This window comes from Psychroflexus aurantiacus (assembly GCF_010820555.1).
GTDB lineage: Bacteria > Bacteroidota > Bacteroidia > Flavobacteriales > Flavobacteriaceae > Psychroflexus > Psychroflexus aurantiacus.
Genome location: NZ_JAAIKD010000005.1, coordinates 154,374 through 174,044, shown reverse-complemented (window position 1 = coordinate 174,044; position 19,671 = coordinate 154,374). Strand labels below are relative to the sequence as shown.

15 protein-coding genes and 1 tRNA gene are annotated in these 19,671 nt (G+C 41.1%); 2 read left to right on the top strand and 14 right to left on the bottom strand.

The window, feature by feature from the left end; all coding sequences use genetic code 11:
• Position 1: 1 nt before the first annotated feature.
• From G3567_RS10285 to G3567_RS10275, 3 genes are read right to left on the bottom strand one after another with little or no spacing between them, the layout of a single operon-like run.
• On the bottom strand, positions 2–898 hold the full coding sequence (locus tag G3567_RS10285) for a hypothetical protein (protein WP_164005244.1): 897 nt from the start codon (positions 896–898) through the stop codon (positions 2–4).
• Positions 885–2,930, bottom strand: coding sequence for a cellulose biosynthesis cyclic di-GMP-binding regulatory protein BcsB (locus tag G3567_RS10280; RefSeq protein WP_164005243.1), 2,046 nt, complete (start codon positions 2,928–2,930; stop codon positions 885–887). The genes G3567_RS10285 and G3567_RS10280 overlap by 14 nt, the downstream gene beginning before the upstream one ends.
• A 21-nt stretch (positions 2,931–2,951) precedes the next feature.
• Positions 2,952–3,956, bottom strand: a complete 1,005-nt coding sequence (locus tag G3567_RS10275) for a sensor histidine kinase (protein ID WP_164005242.1) — start codon at positions 3,954–3,956, stop codon at positions 2,952–2,954.
• Positions 3,957–4,371: 415 nt separating this feature from the next.
• On the opposite strand from G3567_RS10275, the gene G3567_RS10270 reads away from it, so the two are divergent.
• The gene (locus G3567_RS10270) at positions 4,372–5,340 is read left to right on the top strand and encodes a glycoside hydrolase family 5 protein (RefSeq protein ID WP_164005241.1); all 969 of its coding nucleotides are present in this window, start codon (positions 4,372–4,374) and stop codon (positions 5,338–5,340) included.
• A 270-nt stretch (positions 5,341–5,610) separates the two neighbouring features.
• On the opposite strand, the gene G3567_RS10265 is transcribed toward G3567_RS10270, so the two are convergent.
• Positions 5,611–5,692: transfer RNA gene (locus G3567_RS10265), tRNA-Leu, on the bottom strand.
• Between the two features lie 154 nt (positions 5,693–5,846).
• Here G3567_RS10265 and G3567_RS10260 point away from each other — a divergent pair.
• Positions 5,847–7,244 (top strand): dipeptidase, encoded by a 1,398-nt coding sequence (locus tag G3567_RS10260; protein WP_164005240.1) that lies wholly within the window; start codon positions 5,847–5,849, stop codon positions 7,242–7,244.
• Between the two features lie 411 nt (positions 7,245–7,655).
• On the opposite strand, the gene G3567_RS10255 is transcribed toward G3567_RS10260, so the two are convergent.
• The 10 genes from G3567_RS10255 to G3567_RS10210 all read right to left on the bottom strand — a co-directional run bounded on the left by G3567_RS10255 (position 7,656) and on the right by G3567_RS10210 (position 19,623).
• The gene (locus G3567_RS10255) at positions 7,656–11,021 is read right to left on the bottom strand and encodes a GEVED domain-containing protein (protein WP_164005239.1); all 3,366 of its coding nucleotides are present in this window, start codon (positions 11,019–11,021) and stop codon (positions 7,656–7,658) included.
• Between the two features lie 436 nt (positions 11,022–11,457).
• Positions 11,458–12,480, bottom strand: a complete 1,023-nt coding sequence (gene hemE / locus G3567_RS10250) for a uroporphyrinogen decarboxylase (protein ID WP_164005238.1) — start codon at positions 12,478–12,480, stop codon at positions 11,458–11,460.
• A 49-nt stretch (positions 12,481–12,529) separates the two neighbouring features.
• Positions 12,530–13,516, bottom strand: coding sequence for a porphobilinogen synthase (hemB, locus tag G3567_RS10245; RefSeq protein WP_164005237.1), 987 nt, complete (start codon positions 13,514–13,516; stop codon positions 12,530–12,532).
• A gap of 1 nt (position 13,517) precedes the next feature.
• The gene (locus G3567_RS10240; RefSeq protein ID WP_164005236.1) at positions 13,518–14,294 is read right to left on the bottom strand and encodes an enoyl-CoA hydratase/isomerase family protein; all 777 of its coding nucleotides are present in this window, start codon (positions 14,292–14,294) and stop codon (positions 13,518–13,520) included.
• Positions 14,284–15,750 carry a sensor histidine kinase gene (locus G3567_RS10235; RefSeq protein ID WP_164005359.1) on the bottom strand — a complete coding sequence of 489 codons (1,467 nt, stop codon included), beginning with the start codon at positions 15,748–15,750 and terminating at the stop codon, positions 14,284–14,286. The genes G3567_RS10240 and G3567_RS10235 overlap by 11 nt, the downstream gene beginning before the upstream one ends.
• The gene (locus G3567_RS10230) at positions 15,750–16,292 is read right to left on the bottom strand and encodes a CopD family protein (RefSeq protein ID WP_164005235.1); all 543 of its coding nucleotides are present in this window, start codon (positions 16,290–16,292) and stop codon (positions 15,750–15,752) included. Before G3567_RS10230 ends, G3567_RS10235 begins: the two co-directional genes overlap by 1 nt.
• A 55-nt stretch (positions 16,293–16,347) precedes the next feature.
• Positions 16,348–17,721 (bottom strand): MATE family efflux transporter, encoded by a 1,374-nt coding sequence (locus G3567_RS10225; RefSeq protein ID WP_164005234.1) that lies wholly within the window; start codon positions 17,719–17,721, stop codon positions 16,348–16,350.
• 4 nt (positions 17,722–17,725) lie between these two features.
• Positions 17,726–18,760, bottom strand: a complete 1,035-nt coding sequence (hemH, locus tag G3567_RS10220; protein ID WP_164005233.1) for a ferrochelatase — start codon at positions 18,758–18,760, stop codon at positions 17,726–17,728.
• Positions 18,761–18,938: 178 nt separating this feature from the next.
• Entirely contained in the window at positions 18,939–19,085 is a 147-nt protein-coding gene (locus G3567_RS10215; RefSeq protein WP_164005232.1) for a hypothetical protein, read from the bottom strand.
• 55 nt (positions 19,086–19,140) lie between these two features.
• On the bottom strand, positions 19,141–19,623 hold the full coding sequence (locus G3567_RS10210; protein WP_164005231.1) for a TlpA family protein disulfide reductase: 483 nt from the start codon (positions 19,621–19,623) through the stop codon (positions 19,141–19,143).
• Between the last annotated feature and the right edge of the window lie 48 nt (positions 19,624–19,671).

Below are 19,671 nucleotides of genomic sequence, written 5' to 3'. Positions count from 1 at the left end.
ATCAATTGAGTCTGATCACTGCGAAAGCTTGAAAACCTCTTCCAACGGCAGAATTTCTATTAAAAATATCATGAAATAACCCACCGTAAAGAGTAAAGGTATCAGAAAATTGATAACCGAGATTAAGAGAGGCTTTTATCATATTAAAATCTGCCACAGCCTGCAGGTTATTTCTAAAAAATTCATCTCTTTCACTGAATGAAAACATGCCTTCCAATTCTCCCAATAAGCTTACTCTATCGGATAAATCATAACCTTCAGAAACGAGGATACGCAACTGAAGGGGATCCTCAGGGAAAAAATACCTGAGGCCAACTTCAACTTTATGAAAATTATTGTATTCTCCCAGACTCTTTTGTGTACCTGCAAAAATCAAACGCGCTTCTAAAGCAAAAAGATCATAGCCTATAAAAGGGGTGGAGGTATTACTATACAAGGGAATATATGCGATCACACTGGCCATTAGGTAGTTTTCTTTGAACCTTGCCAAATGAGCTTTTAACCCCACTTCAAGATCCCCAAAATCGGTATTCGTATCTGAAGCATCATTATCTTCATAAGTGTTGCTAAAAAAAGGAATGGAACCGATTATATTTAATCTTTCACCAAAAAAAGGAGCAGCGACAAATAATCTGGGGTTATAGTTACTGAACTTACCATCTCTTGCAAAATCAATTTTATCACCATCCGAAGTTCTGTAAGAAGTAGCTTCATAGCGACTCACAAAAGGAGAAAGCAAAATCTCTCCGGATCCCTGTTGCCAGGGATTTATTCGTTCTTCAGCAGCATTTTCCTCAGCGAGCTCATCAGTCTTGCCAATGGGGTCATTAGTATCCTGAGCCGAAATATAATACCAACTCAGTATAAAAATGAGGGTGAACATTTTATTCGTTTCCAATGATATTGTTTTTTGATTCCTGTGACTTTTGAAAGATATAGATCAATATAACAATGAGTAAAATAAGTAATACAAAAATAATAATGAGACTATACTTGTTCCAGAAGTTTTGAAAGTTACTTTCTATTTCCTTTTTAGTTATTTTTTGTTCATTCATCAAGCTAAAAAAATAGGAATCATCTTCGCTAGCTAGTATTAAATCTCCGTAATTATCTAGGTAAGGGCTAGCAATTTTTTCGATTATCTGATTCAGAATAGCAGGATTACCATCAGGATCATAGATGAACATAAAGTCCTGACCTTCTACTTCGAACAACTGACTTATTCCAATTCTATCCGTATAGCTCACTTCAAAAAAACGGGAATAGTCTTCTTTTTTAAATTCATATTGATTGTATCTGATATTTAGAAAGGAGTTCCCCTCGGCAAATTCTTCCAGGGATTCGCTTTGGGATGTAATAATGATACTGCTGTTTGTATTACCGCGTGTTTTCAGACTGTCAATAGGCAGAATATCAGGAAAAACATGTTTTTTCTTAAATGCGAGTTCCGGATTTAGTTTGTCAAGTAAAAGGCTTAATGAAGCGGTATGTCTTGGAGAGTTGGGAACATCCCAATAGATAACAGGTTTATTCCGGAAAAATGTTTGAGTAAAATTATCGAAACTGAGTTGTTTTTCCTTTTCAAAAGCTTCAGCCTTAAATTCAGAAGCATCCAGATCCAGCTGAGCATAGAATGTAGTTGGGTTTCTTATACACTCTTTCCCCTCAGGAATAAAGTAATATTCGATCTTAAGTTTATTTTTATCTTTAGACTTAACCCCTGTAAAATCCATCATCCTTTCAAAGCTTCCAGAGCTATTTAATGAATAACTATGTTTGAGAACATCATCCATGTAAAGGTTCAAATAGGCGCTCTCCGTTTCTTCAAGAGGACGGTAAGTGAATTTTAGATTTAATTTTAACTTGGAAAGTCCTGGAGGGAAGATAGCTCTGGGCAGTTCAATTTCCTTTTGAATTCTCCCTACACCTTCAGTTATTTCTTCATTTACTCCTAATTCTCTGAAATTTATTTCATTTAAAACTTCAACGGAAACTCCTCCTAAGCTCTTACCCTCTTTTACAAAATAGGAATCTGTATAAGCACTGCTGATTAAATCTTTTTCCAGAAGGCTTTGAGCTGCTTTCTCAAATTCGTCTTCACCTTGGCCTGTCACCAGTAAAATTTTTGATTTATTTTTTGAGAATGGCTTATTTTCCGCTCCCAATCTATAGAGTTTAACCAAACCGCTTTCAGTATGAGGCGTATCAATTTCGACATCAAATTTTTCATCCGAGTTAATCTCCTTTAACAACCCAAGAAGAATGCTTCCCGGTGGAATAGAATCTGATCGGTTAGGAATCGATTTAATACTCAGGTTTCTATTCAGCTCATTCTTAAAATAGTACTGGATATATGCAGCGTATTTCATGGTGGTTAGGGACACCTCCTCAGGCAGCAAAATAGTACTGGCCTCGTTTAAAAAATCACTTATGCCTTTGATCTCTGACGTTTCAGGTGATTTCAGATTAAGATCCAAATGTGAGGAGGGTAATCTTCGAAGCCAAAAGGCTCCTTCTCCATAAAATTCACATAGCTCTTCATCAATCCTTAATTTGCTGATTACATCAACTCTCAAAAAACCAGAATTTACGCTATTTGCACTAAGAGGAATGACAAAATTAATGGAAGAGTCACTAGGTTCAGGGGATTTTGTAGCTACAGGGATATTATTAATGGCTATGGTCACAAAACTTCGCTTAGCATTGAGAACATCTGAAGTTTTTAAATTTAAATAAAGCGTACTCCCATTTGCTATAAATCGCTTTTCATTAATAGGGAAAAAATAGGTGGATTTACTAACGGATCCCCAGGTGACTGATTCTTCGGAGTATTCAAAATCATCAAACCCGAATCTTTCTTGAGCATTTAGGCCCTGCAGCATAAAGCTGATCAAAAACAAACAAACTAATGGAAGTATTTTTAGTTGCATTAAAATTGTAATTAAAGGTGTCTAATCATTAAGTTGAAATTCTACAATAAATTCAAAGCCAAGACTTTTGGAGGCACTATACCGTAAATTACCATCCATTAGTTCTATGTTTTTTCTTGCTATAGCTAAACCCAAACCTTTATTTCCTTGAATATCTTCAAAATCGTAAACTTTGATATTTTTGAAATAAGATTCCAGTTCTATCATGGACATTCCTGAACTTCTGTTCACCAGTTCAAATATCATTAATTTGTCTTCATTTCGAGTTATTATTTTTACGGAATCATTATTATTTGAGAAATCAATCGCGTATTTGAAAATATTATAAAAAGAAGTGTTCAAGATTGTTTTATCGGCAAGAATACAGCATTCTTTAGCATTCAACTCCAAGTCGATCTGAATGTTTCTGGAAGAGATCTTTTCTGAAAATTTCCTGATATTTTCTTTAATAAGCTGATTCAGATTCAGGTTCGTTTTGTTATACGACTCCTTACCTATTTCTTCCTTACTGAAGTTTTTAAAAAAATTCTCGTTTTCCTCTTTTGAATCTTTTAATGTGTTTTTGATCAGGTCTAAATAATCATTATCTGCATCCCCATCATTAACATATCTGTCTTCCAGTTCTATCAAATCAACCAAAGATTCTATACTGCTAAGTTGATTATTTAGGTCATGCTGATAGATCTTAGCTTTATTTTCTAAAAAGGATAATTTAGTTTTGACAGTATCATTTTCCTTTTTTAAATTTTGATTGGCTGATTTAAAATCTGAGATCTTCTGAGATTTCGAATACTCTTCTTCTATTTGATCCTTCAGAGATAGGGATTTGATAGATGGGAAAGCCAGGCTGACCATACAAATAGAAAAAGTGGTATATCCTCCGATCAGCAATAGTTCTTCCACATCAAAAAGATTCAGATAATCCAGACTGAAGATCAAAATGCTTAGAACTCCAAATTGTAGCATTGCATCAGAAGGTTTCCAGATGGCAATCGTATTAAAACTTACGTATGAAATCGCCAACATGGTTAAATATAGAATTTTGCCTGTAGTATGAGTTACAGCAATACTATATAAAAATAAAAAACTAATAACCAACAGGACTAAATGCAACAGAAAAGTTGGTTTTTGTAGTACTTTAGCCAATAGACGGAAACTAAATAATATTAAAGTTATACAGCCTAAATTCAGTATAATCAATTCTAAAAAAAACTCCTGAAATAAAAGAAAATCTAAAATTGATATGATAATTAAGAGCCCAATAGTCCCCCAGACCAATCTGTTACAAGCTTTCCACATTTTCAGCTTCAACTCGCGAAGAAACCAGGACTTTGGAACTTTAATGTTTTGCATGAAACGTTCTAATTATTGTGGTGTTAATCTAATCAAAAAAAAAGTAAATTACTTTTTAATTGCATTTTTTTTTATTCTGCTATTTCCCTTGAAAACAACAGCTCAGGGGGTTAACGTCACAGGATTACAAGAAACCTGGGAAAAAAACCTTAGCCTCAGACCAAAAACATATCGAAAGACCTTTCGGAGCCTGAATCGAAATGATATTGAAGCTGTGCGTATTCCTGTGGATATAGAACATTTTCTCACCCTGGATGATCCAAGTCGAAAAAGAAGATTTATAAGGCTTCTGAATAAGATCATTCGATATCAAAAAAACGATAAGCCACTTATTTTAGCCTATTTCAACCACAACCTGGCTCATGATAATTTTAAATCAGAAGCAGCGTTAATGGCCAAGAACTGGATAAAGTTATTGAAATCTCTGAACAGAAGACGATTCTTAAGACATGATATCTATATCGAGATCGCTAATGAACCTCAGATCTATCCCCGGGAATGGAAACAGTCTGCTGCAATCATCATAGAAGGGATAAGAGGTTATTACCCAGAACTACCTATCATAGCAGGAGCTTCCAATTTCAACAGCATCTATGAGTTATCCAGACTGGAACCTTTTCCTTACGACAATATCATTTATAGCTTCCACTTTTACGAACCTTTTATTTTTACACATCAGGGTACACCCTGGACTGCTCCCCAGAACAACACTCTCGGCATACCCTTTCCCTATCCCCTAAACAACATAAACCTGCTACCCCCTCTCGCCAAAGAAGCTATGGGCACCCCGGGAGAAATCAATTATCGGGATTATGGATCTACAGGAACTTATGATGCCATCGAAAATAAAATAAGTATTATTTCAAACTGGAGAGATCAACATGATGTAGAAGTGTGGTGCACAGAATATGGTGTCACCAAGAATGCCGATAAACAATCCAGAAAAAATTATTTAAGAGGGGTTCACCAGACCTTAAAAGCTCACGATATCCCCGGATTCATATGGGAGTACCAGGGGAATTTTGGAGTAAAAGACTTAAATGTTCTTTTTAAATGAATTTCGGAGTCTACATTTAAAAAAAATCCTAAAAGGATTAATTTATAATCTCAGTAAGTCTGTAGGATTTACTATTAATTTTGAAACTGATTTTAAGTAAACCAGATAGGAGAGCTGTATCACACTTCGTTGTTGTTTTAAAAATCTCTCTCAATCAAGAGAAGCATTCAAGTAAGGGCCGGAGTTCCGATAGCTATCGGAACGAACCCTGAAAACTTAAAATAGATTTCAAAAAAAAAAGCTTCTCAAATATGAGAAGCTTTCTACAAGTACGGGCGGAGAGACTCGAACTCTCACACCTTGCGGCACTAGATCCTAAGTCTAGCGTGTCTACCAATTCCACCACGCCCGCATTATTTTTTGATGATTTCAGCGTGTCTACCTCCCGACGCTTCGGGACCACCACGCCCGCATTATTTTTTGCGATTGCAAATATATGTAATAAATACAACTTTCAAATTATGTTTCGGGAAAAAATTTTATATTGTAAAAACTAAATAATTATTATGGATACCAGACCTTATATCGAAAAACATAAACAACGTTTTATAGATGAACTCATAGAGCTTCTCAAGCTTCCCTCGGTGAGCGCAGATCCGCATTTCAAAAAAGAGGTGTTGATGACTGCCGGCGCTGTGAAAATCAATCTGGAAGCCGCAGGTTGCGATACAGTGGAAATTTGTGACACCCCGGGATTCCCCATTGTGTATGCCGAAAAAATTATAGATGAGTCCCTGCCCACGGTTCTGGTTTACGGCCATTATGATGTGCAGCCACCAGATCCCGTGGATCTATGGAACAGCCCTCCCTTTGAGCCGGTGATCCAAACGACAGACATCCACCCCGACGGCGCCATATTTGCCCGCGGAGCCTGTGATGACAAGGGACAAATGTATATGCACGTCAAAGCGCTGGAAGTCATGATTCAAAATGACAGCCTGCCCTGCAATATCAAATTTATGATTGAAGGGGAAGAAGAGGTCGGCAGTGTGAGCCTGGAATGGTTTCTGGAAAACAACAAAGAAAAACTTGCCAACGATGTCATCCTGATTTCGGATACGGGCATGATTAGCAAGGAAGTGCCGTCCATCACTACCGGCCTGCGTGGCATGAGCTATGTGGAAGTGGAAGTGGAAGGACCCAATCGTGATTTGCATTCAGGCTTATACGGCGGAGCCGTGGCCAACCCGATCAACATTTTATCCCAAATGATTGCTTCACTTCACGATGAAAATAACCACATCACGATTCCCGGTTTCTACGATAAAGTCGAAGAACTAAGCGATGAAGAACGGGAGAAAATGGCCGAAGCGCCTTTTGACCTGGAAGATTATAAAAAACACATCGGCATCCCCGAGGTTCATGGTGAAAAAGGCTTCACCACCAACGAACGCAATTCCATAAGACCTACCCTGGATGTCAACGGTATCTGGGGCGGTTATACAGGGGAAGGTGCCAAAACGGTGATACCGAGCAAAGCCTTCGCTAAAATTTCCATGCGTTTGGTACCGAATCAGGACTGGAGAGAAATCACAGACTTGTTCAAAACGCATTTTGAAAACATCGCGCCAAAAAGCGTGAAAGTCAAAGTCAAACCTCATCATGGCGGCCAGGGCTACGTCACCCCTATCGATGGCATCGAATACCAGGCGGCAGATCTCGCCTTTCAAGAGACTTTTGGTAAGAAACCGGTGCCTCAGCGAAGCGGTGGAAGCATTCCGATCGTGTCTCTGTTCGAAAAGTACCTGAGCAGCAAAACCGTGCTGATGGGCTTTGGTCTCAACTCGGATGCCATCCACTCCCCCAACGAGCATTTCGGGATCTGGAACTACCTCAAAGGCATTGAAACCATTCCTTATTTTTACAAGCATTTTACAAAGCTGTACAAGGAACACAAGCAGTAAGATTTGGGCGTTACCCCCAAAGCATTGGGGGTCAGGCTATCCGCTACAAGCCATTTCGGTAAAAAGCCAAAAACATATAAGCCTGGCAAGAGCTTCTTTTAGTCGCTTCGCCAGGCTTTATGTTTAAATGGCTTTTACGTCATGGGCTTTCCACTGCTATCCCTAACGCATACCTGGCGTTCACCTGATTTATATAGAAGAGCATAAAACCCCACGCCGACTTCAGTAGAACTTACAATTCCCCGACGCCACAGGAAGCTATCCAAAGCCTGAAGCTGACTATCTTTATGCCGTTAAGCTAACGGGCACAAAATCAAAAGAAAACACAACCTCCCTACTTGATTTTACAACATAGAAAAGCCGCCCGGGTGAGACGGACGGCTTAACCTTGATTTAAAAAAAATCAATGGATTACTCTTTAATCATTTTTCTGGTGAAGGATTTTTGACCATCATCCAAGCGGACCAGGTAAACTCCAGTAGATAAATTATGTGTAGGAATGCTTTGATTCCTCACTTGTCCCTGACTCAACTCTCTTCCGGAAAGGTCAAAGATGCTGTAGTTCAGTTGTGTTTTGGATGAGGCTTTTATCTTAACGAAGTTTCCTGTCACGGGGTTAGGATACAGCTGCATACCCAGGGAAGCCGTTTCATTACCCAGTCTTTCTGTAGCATTCAAGGTTACATAGCTGCTGGTAGTCTGGCCCACATTCACCGTGTAATCTTCTACCTCGCCATAAGCAAAGTTTTCACAGGGGGTTTGAGCAGCATTGTACTTCATGGATACTCGCATACGGGTTAAACCCGACACTGCTGTGGTTGGCACATTAAAAGTCGCACTCAAATTATCAGCGCTGGATGAGGACCCGCTCACCACCAACTCACTGGTTTCAAAAACGCCGTTTTTATTGTAGTCTATCCAGATTTTCCAGTACTCCGTATACGCCTGACCCGAGAATCCAGCACTTATCTGAACGGTATTAGAGCCGTAGGGCAAATCCGCTTCCAAATTGGTACGATCTGCATAGCCGGAATCGTCTGCGCTGGTCTTGGATATATTGTTAAGTCCGACAAAATCAATCCATTCGTAGGAAGAATTGTTCCCGCTGGAAGTACAATAGGTTACACTGGAAGAAGCTGTGGTCACGCTCAAGGTTGCACTTGCCGAGGTATTTCCTGCGGCATCTTTTGCTTTTACAGCAAAGCTATAGGTCGTTCCGGCAGAAAGGCCGTTAACCTTCACGCTGGTGTTTACCGTAGATCCCAAAACACTCGATCCCTGTATAACTTCGTAGCCCTCCACACCTACATTATCTGTAGAGGCGTCCCAGCTTAGATTCACTGAAGTCTCTGTGACATTGGACGCTGCAAAAGCCGTTGGCGTACTTGGCGCCTGGGTGTCTTCTGTATTTGCACTTAGGTTCACTGTATAATCTTCCACTTCCCCATAGGAAAAGGCTTCGCATGAACCTGGAATAGCATTGTATTTCATTGAAACACGAAGCCGTGTAGCGCCTTCCACAATTGTACTGGGTACTGTAAAGTTTCCTGTTACCGGCGTGTCACTGGAGGCCGCTTTCGAAAACACAAGTTCACCAGCATCCGTAAAATCTCCGTCTTTATTATAATCTATCCATAGAGCATAGCCTTCGTTGTAAACCGTACCGGTCCAGGTTGGCGTTATTGTAAAACTGTAAGTCTGACTGCTGGCCAATTCTGTAGAGGTAGATGTAAAATCTGAATATCCATTTCCGCCTCCGGATGCATTAGAGATGCTGTTCAATTCAAAATTCCCGATATATTCATCGGCAACACTATTCCCTTTAGAATCGCAATAGACCAGCTCCTGAGGGGTCGTTGTGAAGCTAATCGATGAAGAATAGGCAGAACTGCCAGAACCGCATATACTTCTTACCTGAGCTTCGTAAGTGGTTTCTGCAGTCAAACCTTCAAGCGTCGTCGACGCATTATCTGAAGAAGTTGTGGTCCAGGTCGAGGTTCCGGAAGCTCTGTACCTCACTGCATAGCTTGCTGAATCAACGCTAATCCAATTCAAGCTGGCTGACGTAGAGCCTATGCCTGAAGCTGCAAGTCCCGTTGGCGTCAACGCCTCACAGGCTACGGGTGCTGAAGTCAAACCCGTCACGACCAGGCTATAATCCTGACTTCCGCTGCTAAGAGACCCTTTATGTGTTACCGTAATGGTATAAGTTCCCGAAGCATTGCTCACGTCTACACGTTCAATAGGATCTCTGGTGTTATCCCCTTTGCCATTCGTATTCACTCCGGTTAACCGCCAAGGTAAAAACGAGGTTGAGGTATTGGTCACACGGATATCCAAATCATTCACCAGTCTTGCTTCGGTAGAGTTTAAAGAGGTAGTCGCTGTTCCTGCGGGATCTGTCCAAGAAATAGAAGCCATCAGGTCGTTGATGCCATCGCTTTCGACTTCCACAGAATAGCTTTGTCCGGATGCCAGAGTTAATTCACTGATAAGCGCCGCCTGCCCGTTATCTGAAATCGCCTCTGCAGCTCGTTTAGTGTTCATCAGCCCCCATCCAAAGATGGCATCGGGACCGGTTAAACCGGCATCGTCGGCAGTATGTAAAGCAATTCCTTTTAAGGTGGAGGCTTTTAAATAATTTCCAGTAGTGTTATTGGCGTGCTGTTGTAATAAAAGCAAGGATCCGGCCACATTCGGCGAAGCCATTGAAGTTCCGGAAATACTATTGTACGCCGTATCACTGTTATCGTAAGTAGAATACACCCCTTGACCATTCCCTGTAATATCGGGTTTGATTCTGTAATCATCGGTTGGTCCCTGACTGCTGAATGAACTTATGTTGACGGATACCAGATTGCCTGCGGTATCAATGTCAGCATCCTGAGCACTGGCAACGACCATTGTATTTTTAGAAACCGAGTGCCCTGTGAGTTTATCGTACGGGGGATAGGTAGGGTTAAGCGGAGAAGCATTATAAGTCGCCGTTCCGTCATTACCAGCTGCTACAACCATAAGATAATAGGGCGCATTGTACTGTAAATTATCCCAGTCTCTGGAATCTCCGATATAAGCTCCAAAATAGTAATCGGGAACAGCCTCCGAATTGTATCCGTAAGAATGGTTGGAGATCAGCATCCCGCTGCCTGCTGCTGAAGTGGCTTCGGCCAAATCATCATTCCACTTGTAGGCTTTAGCCTTGGCCTGTGGAGCCATGCCTTTGGCATTGGCTACAACACCTGAGGCAAGAATGGTTCCCGTAACATGAGCCGCATGAAAATTAAGCTGAACGCCGCCTTCTGCGGTTGCATCCTGAATAGAAACCCTGTTACTCCCCCCTGCACCATCATATTCCTGATGGGTTACCCGGGGATGACCACCATCCCAGACATAAGAAATCATATTCTGGCCATCCAGGCTGAGTCCTAAAGAACCTCCTGAATTGACGTGGTTGACACGTGTGGATCTGGCTGAACCCACATTAAAAGTTCTGTAATAAATAAGGCTTCCATCCTCTTCAATACGCTGAAGCTGGGCATATCCGCCGTCATCCAAAATAAGTTCAGTCTGTACCGAATGGGTTTTTATATACTCCTCGATTTTGAGTTCCTGACGTTCTGATTTGGACTTGAATTCCTTTTCAAGTGTATTTAAAGCTGAGGTGTCGTAACTGGATGTGATTTCTACCTGCTTTTCCTGGGTTTGTGCGACTCCTAAAAAAGAAAAGCCAGCAATGGCTACAAAGCTTGTAGCGTTTTTAAGTAATTTTTGAATCATAGGTTAGTGTTTAAATTAAAAAGTGAGCCCCCTTAGGGGTAGGTTTAGAGTGAATATTCGAAAATTGCGTCAAAAAATCATGTGATAAAATCACTTTGAAGAGAAGCGCATAGTGAATAAAATGGCAGGTTCTGATATTCTTCAAAATTGCCTTTATTTTACTTTTATTGTAAATAACGCCCGATTATTTTGAAATGATTTACGGTTCGCCCGTAGTTTAAGTGAGGGAAAACCGTAAGATTTTTAGGATTTGGTTAGCAGTTGAAAATCTATAATCTGTCAAGCTGCTCATACTGGTCTGAAGATCAATGTATTTAATTCCTGAGCCTGGGGTCGGAAAAACAAATGGTGATTTAAAGAGAGGATGCTTATTTTTTTAAACAAAAAACCACCTGCCTCGGGCAGATGGTTTTTGTCTTCTAAATGGAGTTTGTGTTTATTTATATTCTTTCACCGCCTCCACAAAGGCTTTGGCATTTTCGACGGGAATGTTGGGTAAAATGCCGTGACCTAGATTCACGATATACCGGTCTTTACCGAATTCGTCGATCATCTGGTGTACCATTTTTTTAATGTCCTTTGGTGGGGAGAAAAGCCTCGACGGATCAAAATTACCCTGTAAGGTGATTTTCCCTCCAGAGAGGTATCTCGCGTTTCTGGCGGAACAGGTCCAGTCTACACCCAATGCAGATGCACCGGACTTCGCCATGGTATCCAGAGCAAACCAGCAGCCTTTTCCAAAAGCGATCACTGGGATGTCATCCTTCAGCCCATCGATGATTTGCTGAATATAAGGCCATGAAAATTCCTGATAATCTACCGGCGAGAGCATACCTCCCCAGGAGTCAAACACCTGTACGGCATCCACCCCTGCTTCCACTTTTCCTTTTAAATAGGCTATCGTGGTATCGGTAATTTTTTGGAGTAACTCGTGCGCCATCTGGGGTTCTGTAAAGCAGAATTCTTTAGCCTTATCGAAGTTTTTGGAACCCTGTCCCTGTACACAATAGCAAAAGATCGTCCAGGGTGAGCCTGCAAAACCAATAAGCGGGACCTCATCATTGAGCTCTTTTTTGGTCATTTTGATAGCTTCGTAGACGTAACCAAGTTCTTCGTAAACATCAGGAACAATGACCTGGTCCAGGGTTTTCCTGTCCCGAATGGGGTTTGGCAGCCAGGGTCCGACACCGGGCCGCATCTCTACTTCTATATTCATGGCCTGAGGAACCACGAGGATATCACTAAACAATATGGCCGCATCTGTTCCTACCTGATGGATGGGCATTACCGTAATCTCGGTAGCCAGTTCGGGCGTTCTGCAGCGGGTGAAAAAATCATATTTTTCTTTCAATTTCATGAAGTCTGGCAGATACCTCCCAGCTTGTCTCATCATCCACACCGGTGGTCTCTCTACGGTCTCTCCTCTTAAAGCCTTTAGAAATAAGTCGTTTTTTATCATGTATTCTGAATTGGTATTCGATATCTTTTTAAGGTACAAAACTAATTGCTTAAAGCAATTTAACGGCATCCTTTGCAAAATAACTTGCGATCATGGTTGCCCCTGCTCTTTTGATGGCGGTGAGTTGTTCCAGCATGACTGCATCATGGTCCAGCCAGCCTTTTTCGGAGGCCGCCTTGATCATGGCATATTCGCCGCTCACCTGATAAACCGCCACAGGAACCTCTACTTCGTTGGCTAAATCTCTTACGATATCCAAATAGCATAAACCCGGTTTTACCATAACGATATCGGCGCCTTCATCAATATCGGCAAAGGCTTCCTTTAAAGCTTCACTTCTATTGGCAGGGTCCATCTGATAGGTTTTTTTATCCTTGGGGATATCTTTCGCATCTACAGGAGCAGAATCTAAAGCATCTCTAAAAGGTCCATAAAAGGCCGAAGCAAATTTAGCTGAATAACTCATGATCCCCACATCGGTGAAATGCGCATCTTCCAAAACGCTTCGTATCTCCAAAATCCGGCCGTCCATCATATCGCTAGGCGCCACAAAATCGGCTCCAGCCTGAGCATGGCTCAATGCCATCCGGGCAAGGAAAGAGTTGGTTCTGTCATTCACAATTTTCCCCTGATCTATAATCCCGTCGTGACCATAGATGGAATACGGATCCAGTGCCACATCGGTCATCACCAGCATTTCCGGCACGGCATCCTTAACGGTTTTGATGGCTTTTTGCATCAATCCATCGGGATTGACAGCCTCCTCACCTCTGTTGTCTTTGAGTTTCTCATCCACTTTTACAAACAGCAAAACAGACTTTAAACCCATCTGCCAGAGTTCTTTAACTTCTTTAGCGAGCAGGTCTAGACTAAACCTGTAGTAGTTGGGCATAGAAGCTATTTCATCTTTTACAGCTTTCCCTTCAACTACAAACAGAGGCACGATAAAGTCATTCGGACTCAGATAGTGTTCTCTCGTCAATGCTCTTATGGCTTCGCTTTGCCTTAAGCGTCGGTGTCTTTGTAATGGGAACATATCAGTTAAAATTTGGCTTTTTCTTGTTTAAAAAGGCCTGAGTTCCTTCTTTGAAGTCTTCGGTACCGAAGGCTTTTCCAAAATTATTGATTTCGGTTTCAAAGCCGTCAACACCATCTTTATAATTGGCATTAACAGCTTCAATAGCAGCAGAAATCGCCTGTATGGAGTTGTTTAAAATCTTGTTAGCCAGTTTTTCAGCCAGCGGAAGCAACTCCTCTAGTGTGGTCACGTGATTTACCAAACCATAGTCCTTGGCGGTTTGCGCATCGATCATTCCTGCGGTCATGATCATTTCCATAGCTCGACCTTTACCTACCAGCTGGGGTAAGCGCTGCGTTCCGCCATAACCAGGAATCACACCTAAAGAAGTTTCAGGAAGGCCCAATCTGGCATTGTCACTTGCAATTCTGAAATGTGCAGACATCGCTAATTCCAGTCCACCGCCCAGAGCAAAGCCATTGACAGCTGCAATCACAGGTTTCGGAAAATTGGCGATATAATCAAACACCTGTTCCTGACCTTTAGCAGCAAGATCTTTTCCTTGTTCAACGCTGTATTCAGAAAATTCTGAAATGTCTGCTCCTGCCACAAATGCTTTTTCACCACTGCCTGTCAGAATGATAATAGAGACATCTGCATCGTCCCGAAGGGATGCGAAGGCCTTGTGCAGTTCTTCAATGGTAGCCCTGTTGAGCGCGTTTAGTTTTTTAGGCCTGTCTATGAAAACGGTCGCGATACGATCGTTAATATCTACTCGTAAATTTTCAAATGTCATAGGTTTGGGATTTTGGAAATTTTAATGTAAAGATACTGCCTTCATCAGGTTTTGAGGTCAGTTTTATATCTCCTTTATAAGTTTCAACGATATTTTTGACCATGCCAAGACCAAGACCCATGCCACTGGATTTGGTGGTAAATCTCGGTTCAAAAATCCGCTCCTGCATTTCTTCAGGAACTCCAACTCCATTGTCTTCCACAGTAATGATGACGTCATCTTCACTCGTAAAAATGCTCACAGTAATGAGTGGTGACTCCAGATGTTCAGTGGCCTGAATCGCATTTTTGACCAGATTGGTAATAATTCTTATCAGCTGACTTCTATCAAATTTAATCTGAATGTTATCTTTTTCAGAAATCAACCGAATCTTATTATCGTTGAAAATATCGAGGGCCAGCTTAATGATTTCAACAGCATTTAAACTTTCTTTTTGCTGCGCAGGCATTTTGGCAAAGTCTGAAAAGGCTCCGGCAATGGCACTTAAGTTATCAATTTGCTGAATGATGGTTTTCGAAAACTCCTGGACTTTTGTTTCAATAGCAGGATCCCCGGGGTCGAAATTTCGCTCAAAACTTTGCATGCTCAAACGCATGGGGGTGAGTGGGTTTTTGATCTCATGGGCTACCTGCCGTGCCATCTGCCTCCAGGCTTCTTCACGTTCAGTTCTGGCAAGCTTGGCGGCGCTTTCTTCCAGCTCGTCAATCATTTCATTATAGGCCTTGACCAGGGGTTTAATTTCATAGCTGATTTCATTGTACGATATTTTAGGATTGGCCTGATCCAGTCTTGTTTTGGTTATTTTTTTGCTGATGCTCTGGAGTGAACTCGTGATATATTTAGACAGAAAGTAAGCTAAAACGATAGCGGCTATCAGCATAAATAAATACACTTCAGACAAAAGAATGAGGAAGCCTCTAAGCTCCCTTTGCAGGAAACCGTCATCCTCGATATAAGGTAAATTTAAAATACCGATGGGCTTAAAATAGTTATCCAGAATATAGGTGTAAGAGGACTGGTAGTTCTGATCGTTGATTTTAAAGTTCTCAACGTATTTTTTGCTGGCAGAATTTTCTAAGGTTTCCAGTTTTTCCGGAGCCATGCGCGTTTGCACAGAATCCATATAAAAGGTAGCAAAAGAGGATTTTAAAAGATAGCCGTCTAGATCATAGATGTTGATTTCGGTATTATGAATATCCTGTATTTCGTAGATTTTTTCCTTGAAAATGAGCGACAGATTCTCTTCATCTACGGGATAAGTAGTCGTCCTCAAGACATAATTGATGTTCGCACGAATGGCATTTTCTTTCCGGTTGAGTTTTTCCAGATGAAGTTCTTCGGCTTCTTCTGTAAATTGATAAATAGTCACCCCAGCTATCAAAATGGAAGCTCCAACCACAAGCGCTATCATGGAAATAAAGATTCGGGTTCGTAAAGATCGCCTGTAGTTGAACATCATGCAGAATTTCGGTTTCTAAGACGTTTATACAGTTTGATGCCCAGCATCAGCACTAGGCCAAGCCCAATCAAACCCACAAGACCCCAAATCCAACTGATAGTATTTTTTAAAATAACTAAAAACACAATGGCAAATAAAATAAGGGTTGCGCCTTCATTCCAGAGACGCATGCCGTTGGAAGTCCACCTGATATCCTCGTTTTGAAACTGTTTAAAAATAAAATGATTTTTGATGTGATACGCAAAAAGCAAAGCTACAAAAGTCAATTTCACGTGCATCCAGGCCTGCTCTAACCAGCCCGGAACCAAAACTAACAACCATACGGCAAAAATCGTAGCCAGGATGGCTGAAGGCCAGGTGATGATATACCACAAACGCTTCTCCATAATTTTGAGCTGTTTACTCAGGATATCGCAATCGGGCTTTGGCTTTTGCCTGGCTTCAATATGGTAGATAAACAATCTCGGAATGTAGAATAAACCCGCAAACCAGGTGATTACAAAAATGAGATGAAGCGCTTTGATGTAATTGTATTCCACTGTATCTTATTGAATTTGTAAATCAAAGATAAACATTACTGAAAGACTTGGTTCACTAAGTCGTTTCTACTTCTGCGGGTTCTTCTTTAGTGATGAGGGTCGACTTTACTTCGCGTCTCAGGAAATACCCTGTAACCAGGGTAGATAAAAGGTCCGCCAGCGGAAAAGAAATCCAAACCCCCAGTTCGCCAAAGTAGTTTGGTAAAATGAGTATCAGCGGTATAAAAGCGATCCCCTGACGGGATATGGTAAGTAAAAGTGCAGGAACAGCTTTGCCGATGGCCTGAAAATAGGCACTGCCAATAAGCTGAATAGAAATAATGGGGATTGCTGCAAAGACCCACCGCATAGCACTCGGCGTGTCTTTAACCACCTGCTGATCTTTTGTGAATACCGAAGCTATCTCTTCGGGAAATATCATGATAACGGCAAATACTAAAATCGCGACAGCCGAGGCGTAAAGAATGGCTTTATTGATACTTTCCCTAACCCGCTCATAATTATCAGCCCCGTAATTATACCCGGCAATAGGCAAAAATCCCTGAGTCACACCAAGTACAGGAAACAAGGCAAACATAAGCATCCGAGCGACAATGGCATAAACCGCTACCGAGGATTCACCCCCGAGTTCAAAAAGGATATTATTCAAAAGAAGATAAGTAACACTGACGATAGCTTGTCGAGAAAGCGTTACAAAACTTAAAGCTCCCATCTCTTTCAATATGGAGAAATCTATCCCGAAATCTGAAAACCGAATCTTCAGTTCTGAATTTTTGGAAAGGAAAAACCAGAGAATATAACCCATGCAAAGGACGTAGGAACCTGTTGTCGCCCAGGCTGCACCGAGCATTCCATAATCTAAGACATTGATAAAGACATAATCCATAACCAAATTTCCAACCGACGGAATTATCATGGCCACCATGGCAAACTTAGGCTTGCCCTCCGCTCTTATTACCGTATTCCCCATCATGGCTAAAGCCAATACAGGAACTCCGTACAGAACGACTCTGTAATAAATTTTGGCGGGGTCAAAAATTTCACCTTTACCTCCAAAGGCCGGAATCAGTTCATCGATAAAGGTTAAGCCAATCACCACCATGGTGATGGTCACCAAAAGCGTAATGGTGATCTGGTTTCCAAAGGTTTTTAAAGCTTTCTTATCATCATTTGCTCCCAGCGCCCTGGAAATGATAGAAGATCCGCCAATACCAATCGCCATCCCCAGAGCGGCAATAAAAAAAGAGACGGGTAAAACGACATTAATCGCTGCAATAGCGATAGAACCAATCCAGTTACCTACAAAAATAGTGTCCACCAAAATATTGATGGACATCACTAAAATTCCGATAGATGCAGGAACAGCCTGCTTTATTAATAACTTGCCAATAGGCTTATTACCTAATTCTTCTGAATTGGCTCTGTTCATGTACTTATGCGTTTACCTTTTGAGTTTGATGCGCCCATTCGTCTATCCAGCGGCTCATGGTTTTTACCCAGTCTTCCCTATCATTTAAGCAAGGGATAAACATGAAATCATCACCTCCAGACTCTTCAAATATCTCCCGGGCTTCCATATTGATTTCTTCTAAAGTTTCTAAACAATCCGAAACAAAAGCTGGAGAAACGACGGCTAATTTCTTGGTGCCTTCCAGGCCTAATTTTTCAACGGTTCTGTCGGTGTAAGGCCTTAACCAGGGATCAAAGCCTAAACGGGATTGAAACGAGGTACTGTAGGTGCCTTCCTTAAGACCCAGGGTTTTGGCTACGCCACGTGTGGTTTCAAAACACTGGTGCCTGTAGCAAAACTGGTGCGCTTTGGAAGGGGTTTGACAACAGGAGCCGTCGATTTTACAATGTGAATTGGTGATATCGCTTTTTCGGATATGCCTTTCCGGAACCCCATGATAGCTAAACAACAGGTGATCGTAATCAAATTCATCCAGTTTTTCACCTATACTTCTGGATAAGACTGTGACGTAATCGGGATGGTTATAAAAGGGTGGCAAAGTGGTAAACGACATTTCAGGAAAGTGTTCACGTCTCAGTTCTTCAGCCAGGACTAATATCGTTTCTGTGGTAGCCATGGCAAACTGAGGATATAAAGGCACCAGTAATACTTCGTCAACACCCTGGTCATGCAATTCCTGCAAACCCGATTTTATGGTCGGCTGTCCGTAACGCATGGCTAGCGAAATAGGAACACTCGTATGTTCATCAACTCCCTTTTGAAGGCGTTCTGACAAGACAATAAGCGGCGAACCTTCCTTCCACCATATTTTAGCATAGGCTTCTGCAGATTTTTTAGGTCTGGTGTTCAACACAATCCCTTTAACGAGAATCGTTCTGAAAAATTTGGGGACATCGATGACGCGCTCATCCATCAAAAACTCCCCCAGGTAAGTTTTTACATCTTTGGGGTCGGTGGATTTGGGCGAACCTAAATTGACTAGTAATACTCCTTTCATCTGTTCGTTTTTTCTCAATGAGTCAGAAACCATTCTATCACAAACAATTCAGTTCGTAATTGAACTAGCACAACCCATTTCATAATATTCATTATAATTTCCAAAATTAAAGCACTGCATTTTAACAAAAGCCAATTTTGATAGAATGTTATGATAGGTGAAGTGCAAAGGCTTATTTTTAGGTGGTCGATTTGGATTTTATGGCATGGAGTAATGCCATACGAGAAAATTTCACCGGTAATGGGAGTTTTTCGACCAGGAAACTTTTTTTATAAACTTCAGTTGAACTTTTGAAAGCATAAATGTTTACTTGTATGCTTTTCATAAAGATACTTTCAATTACATCATAGAAGAAAGAGGTTAAGGCTTTAGCTTCTGCTCTATTCAGGCAAATCGTTTAAAAAAAGAACCGCTTCAGCTTCGCCTTCATAGGTTTTGATGAGCTTGTTATCTTCATCGTATAAATACCCACTTGGGAATAGTCCTACAAAAAATATATCGGCAAAGGCATAATTTTTATCTTTCAAGAGGTGAAGATTCTCCAGGTCTTTGAGCTGTGGAGCTATCTCTTCAAAAAATTTAAGGGTCTGCTGATTTGCACCTGCAGAAACTGCGTAAATATGAACATCCGCATTTTTGAGTTGCTCTGCTTTAAGATTCAGGACTTTAAAAGCTCTTACACAATGCCCGCAGGAAGGATCATAATATATAAAATAACTGGGACTGTCTTTTTTAATATCATCCTGAGTAAAGGTCTCTCCCTCCAAAGTGAAGATATTAAATTCCGGTAAGGTTTCGAGTTCGCTTTGTGCAAAACTGGACTGAACAGTCATCATAGCTAAAAAAAGGAAACAGTATCTCATAGGGATTACGTTTAAAATACATGTAAAGGTAATTTATTTTATAAAAAC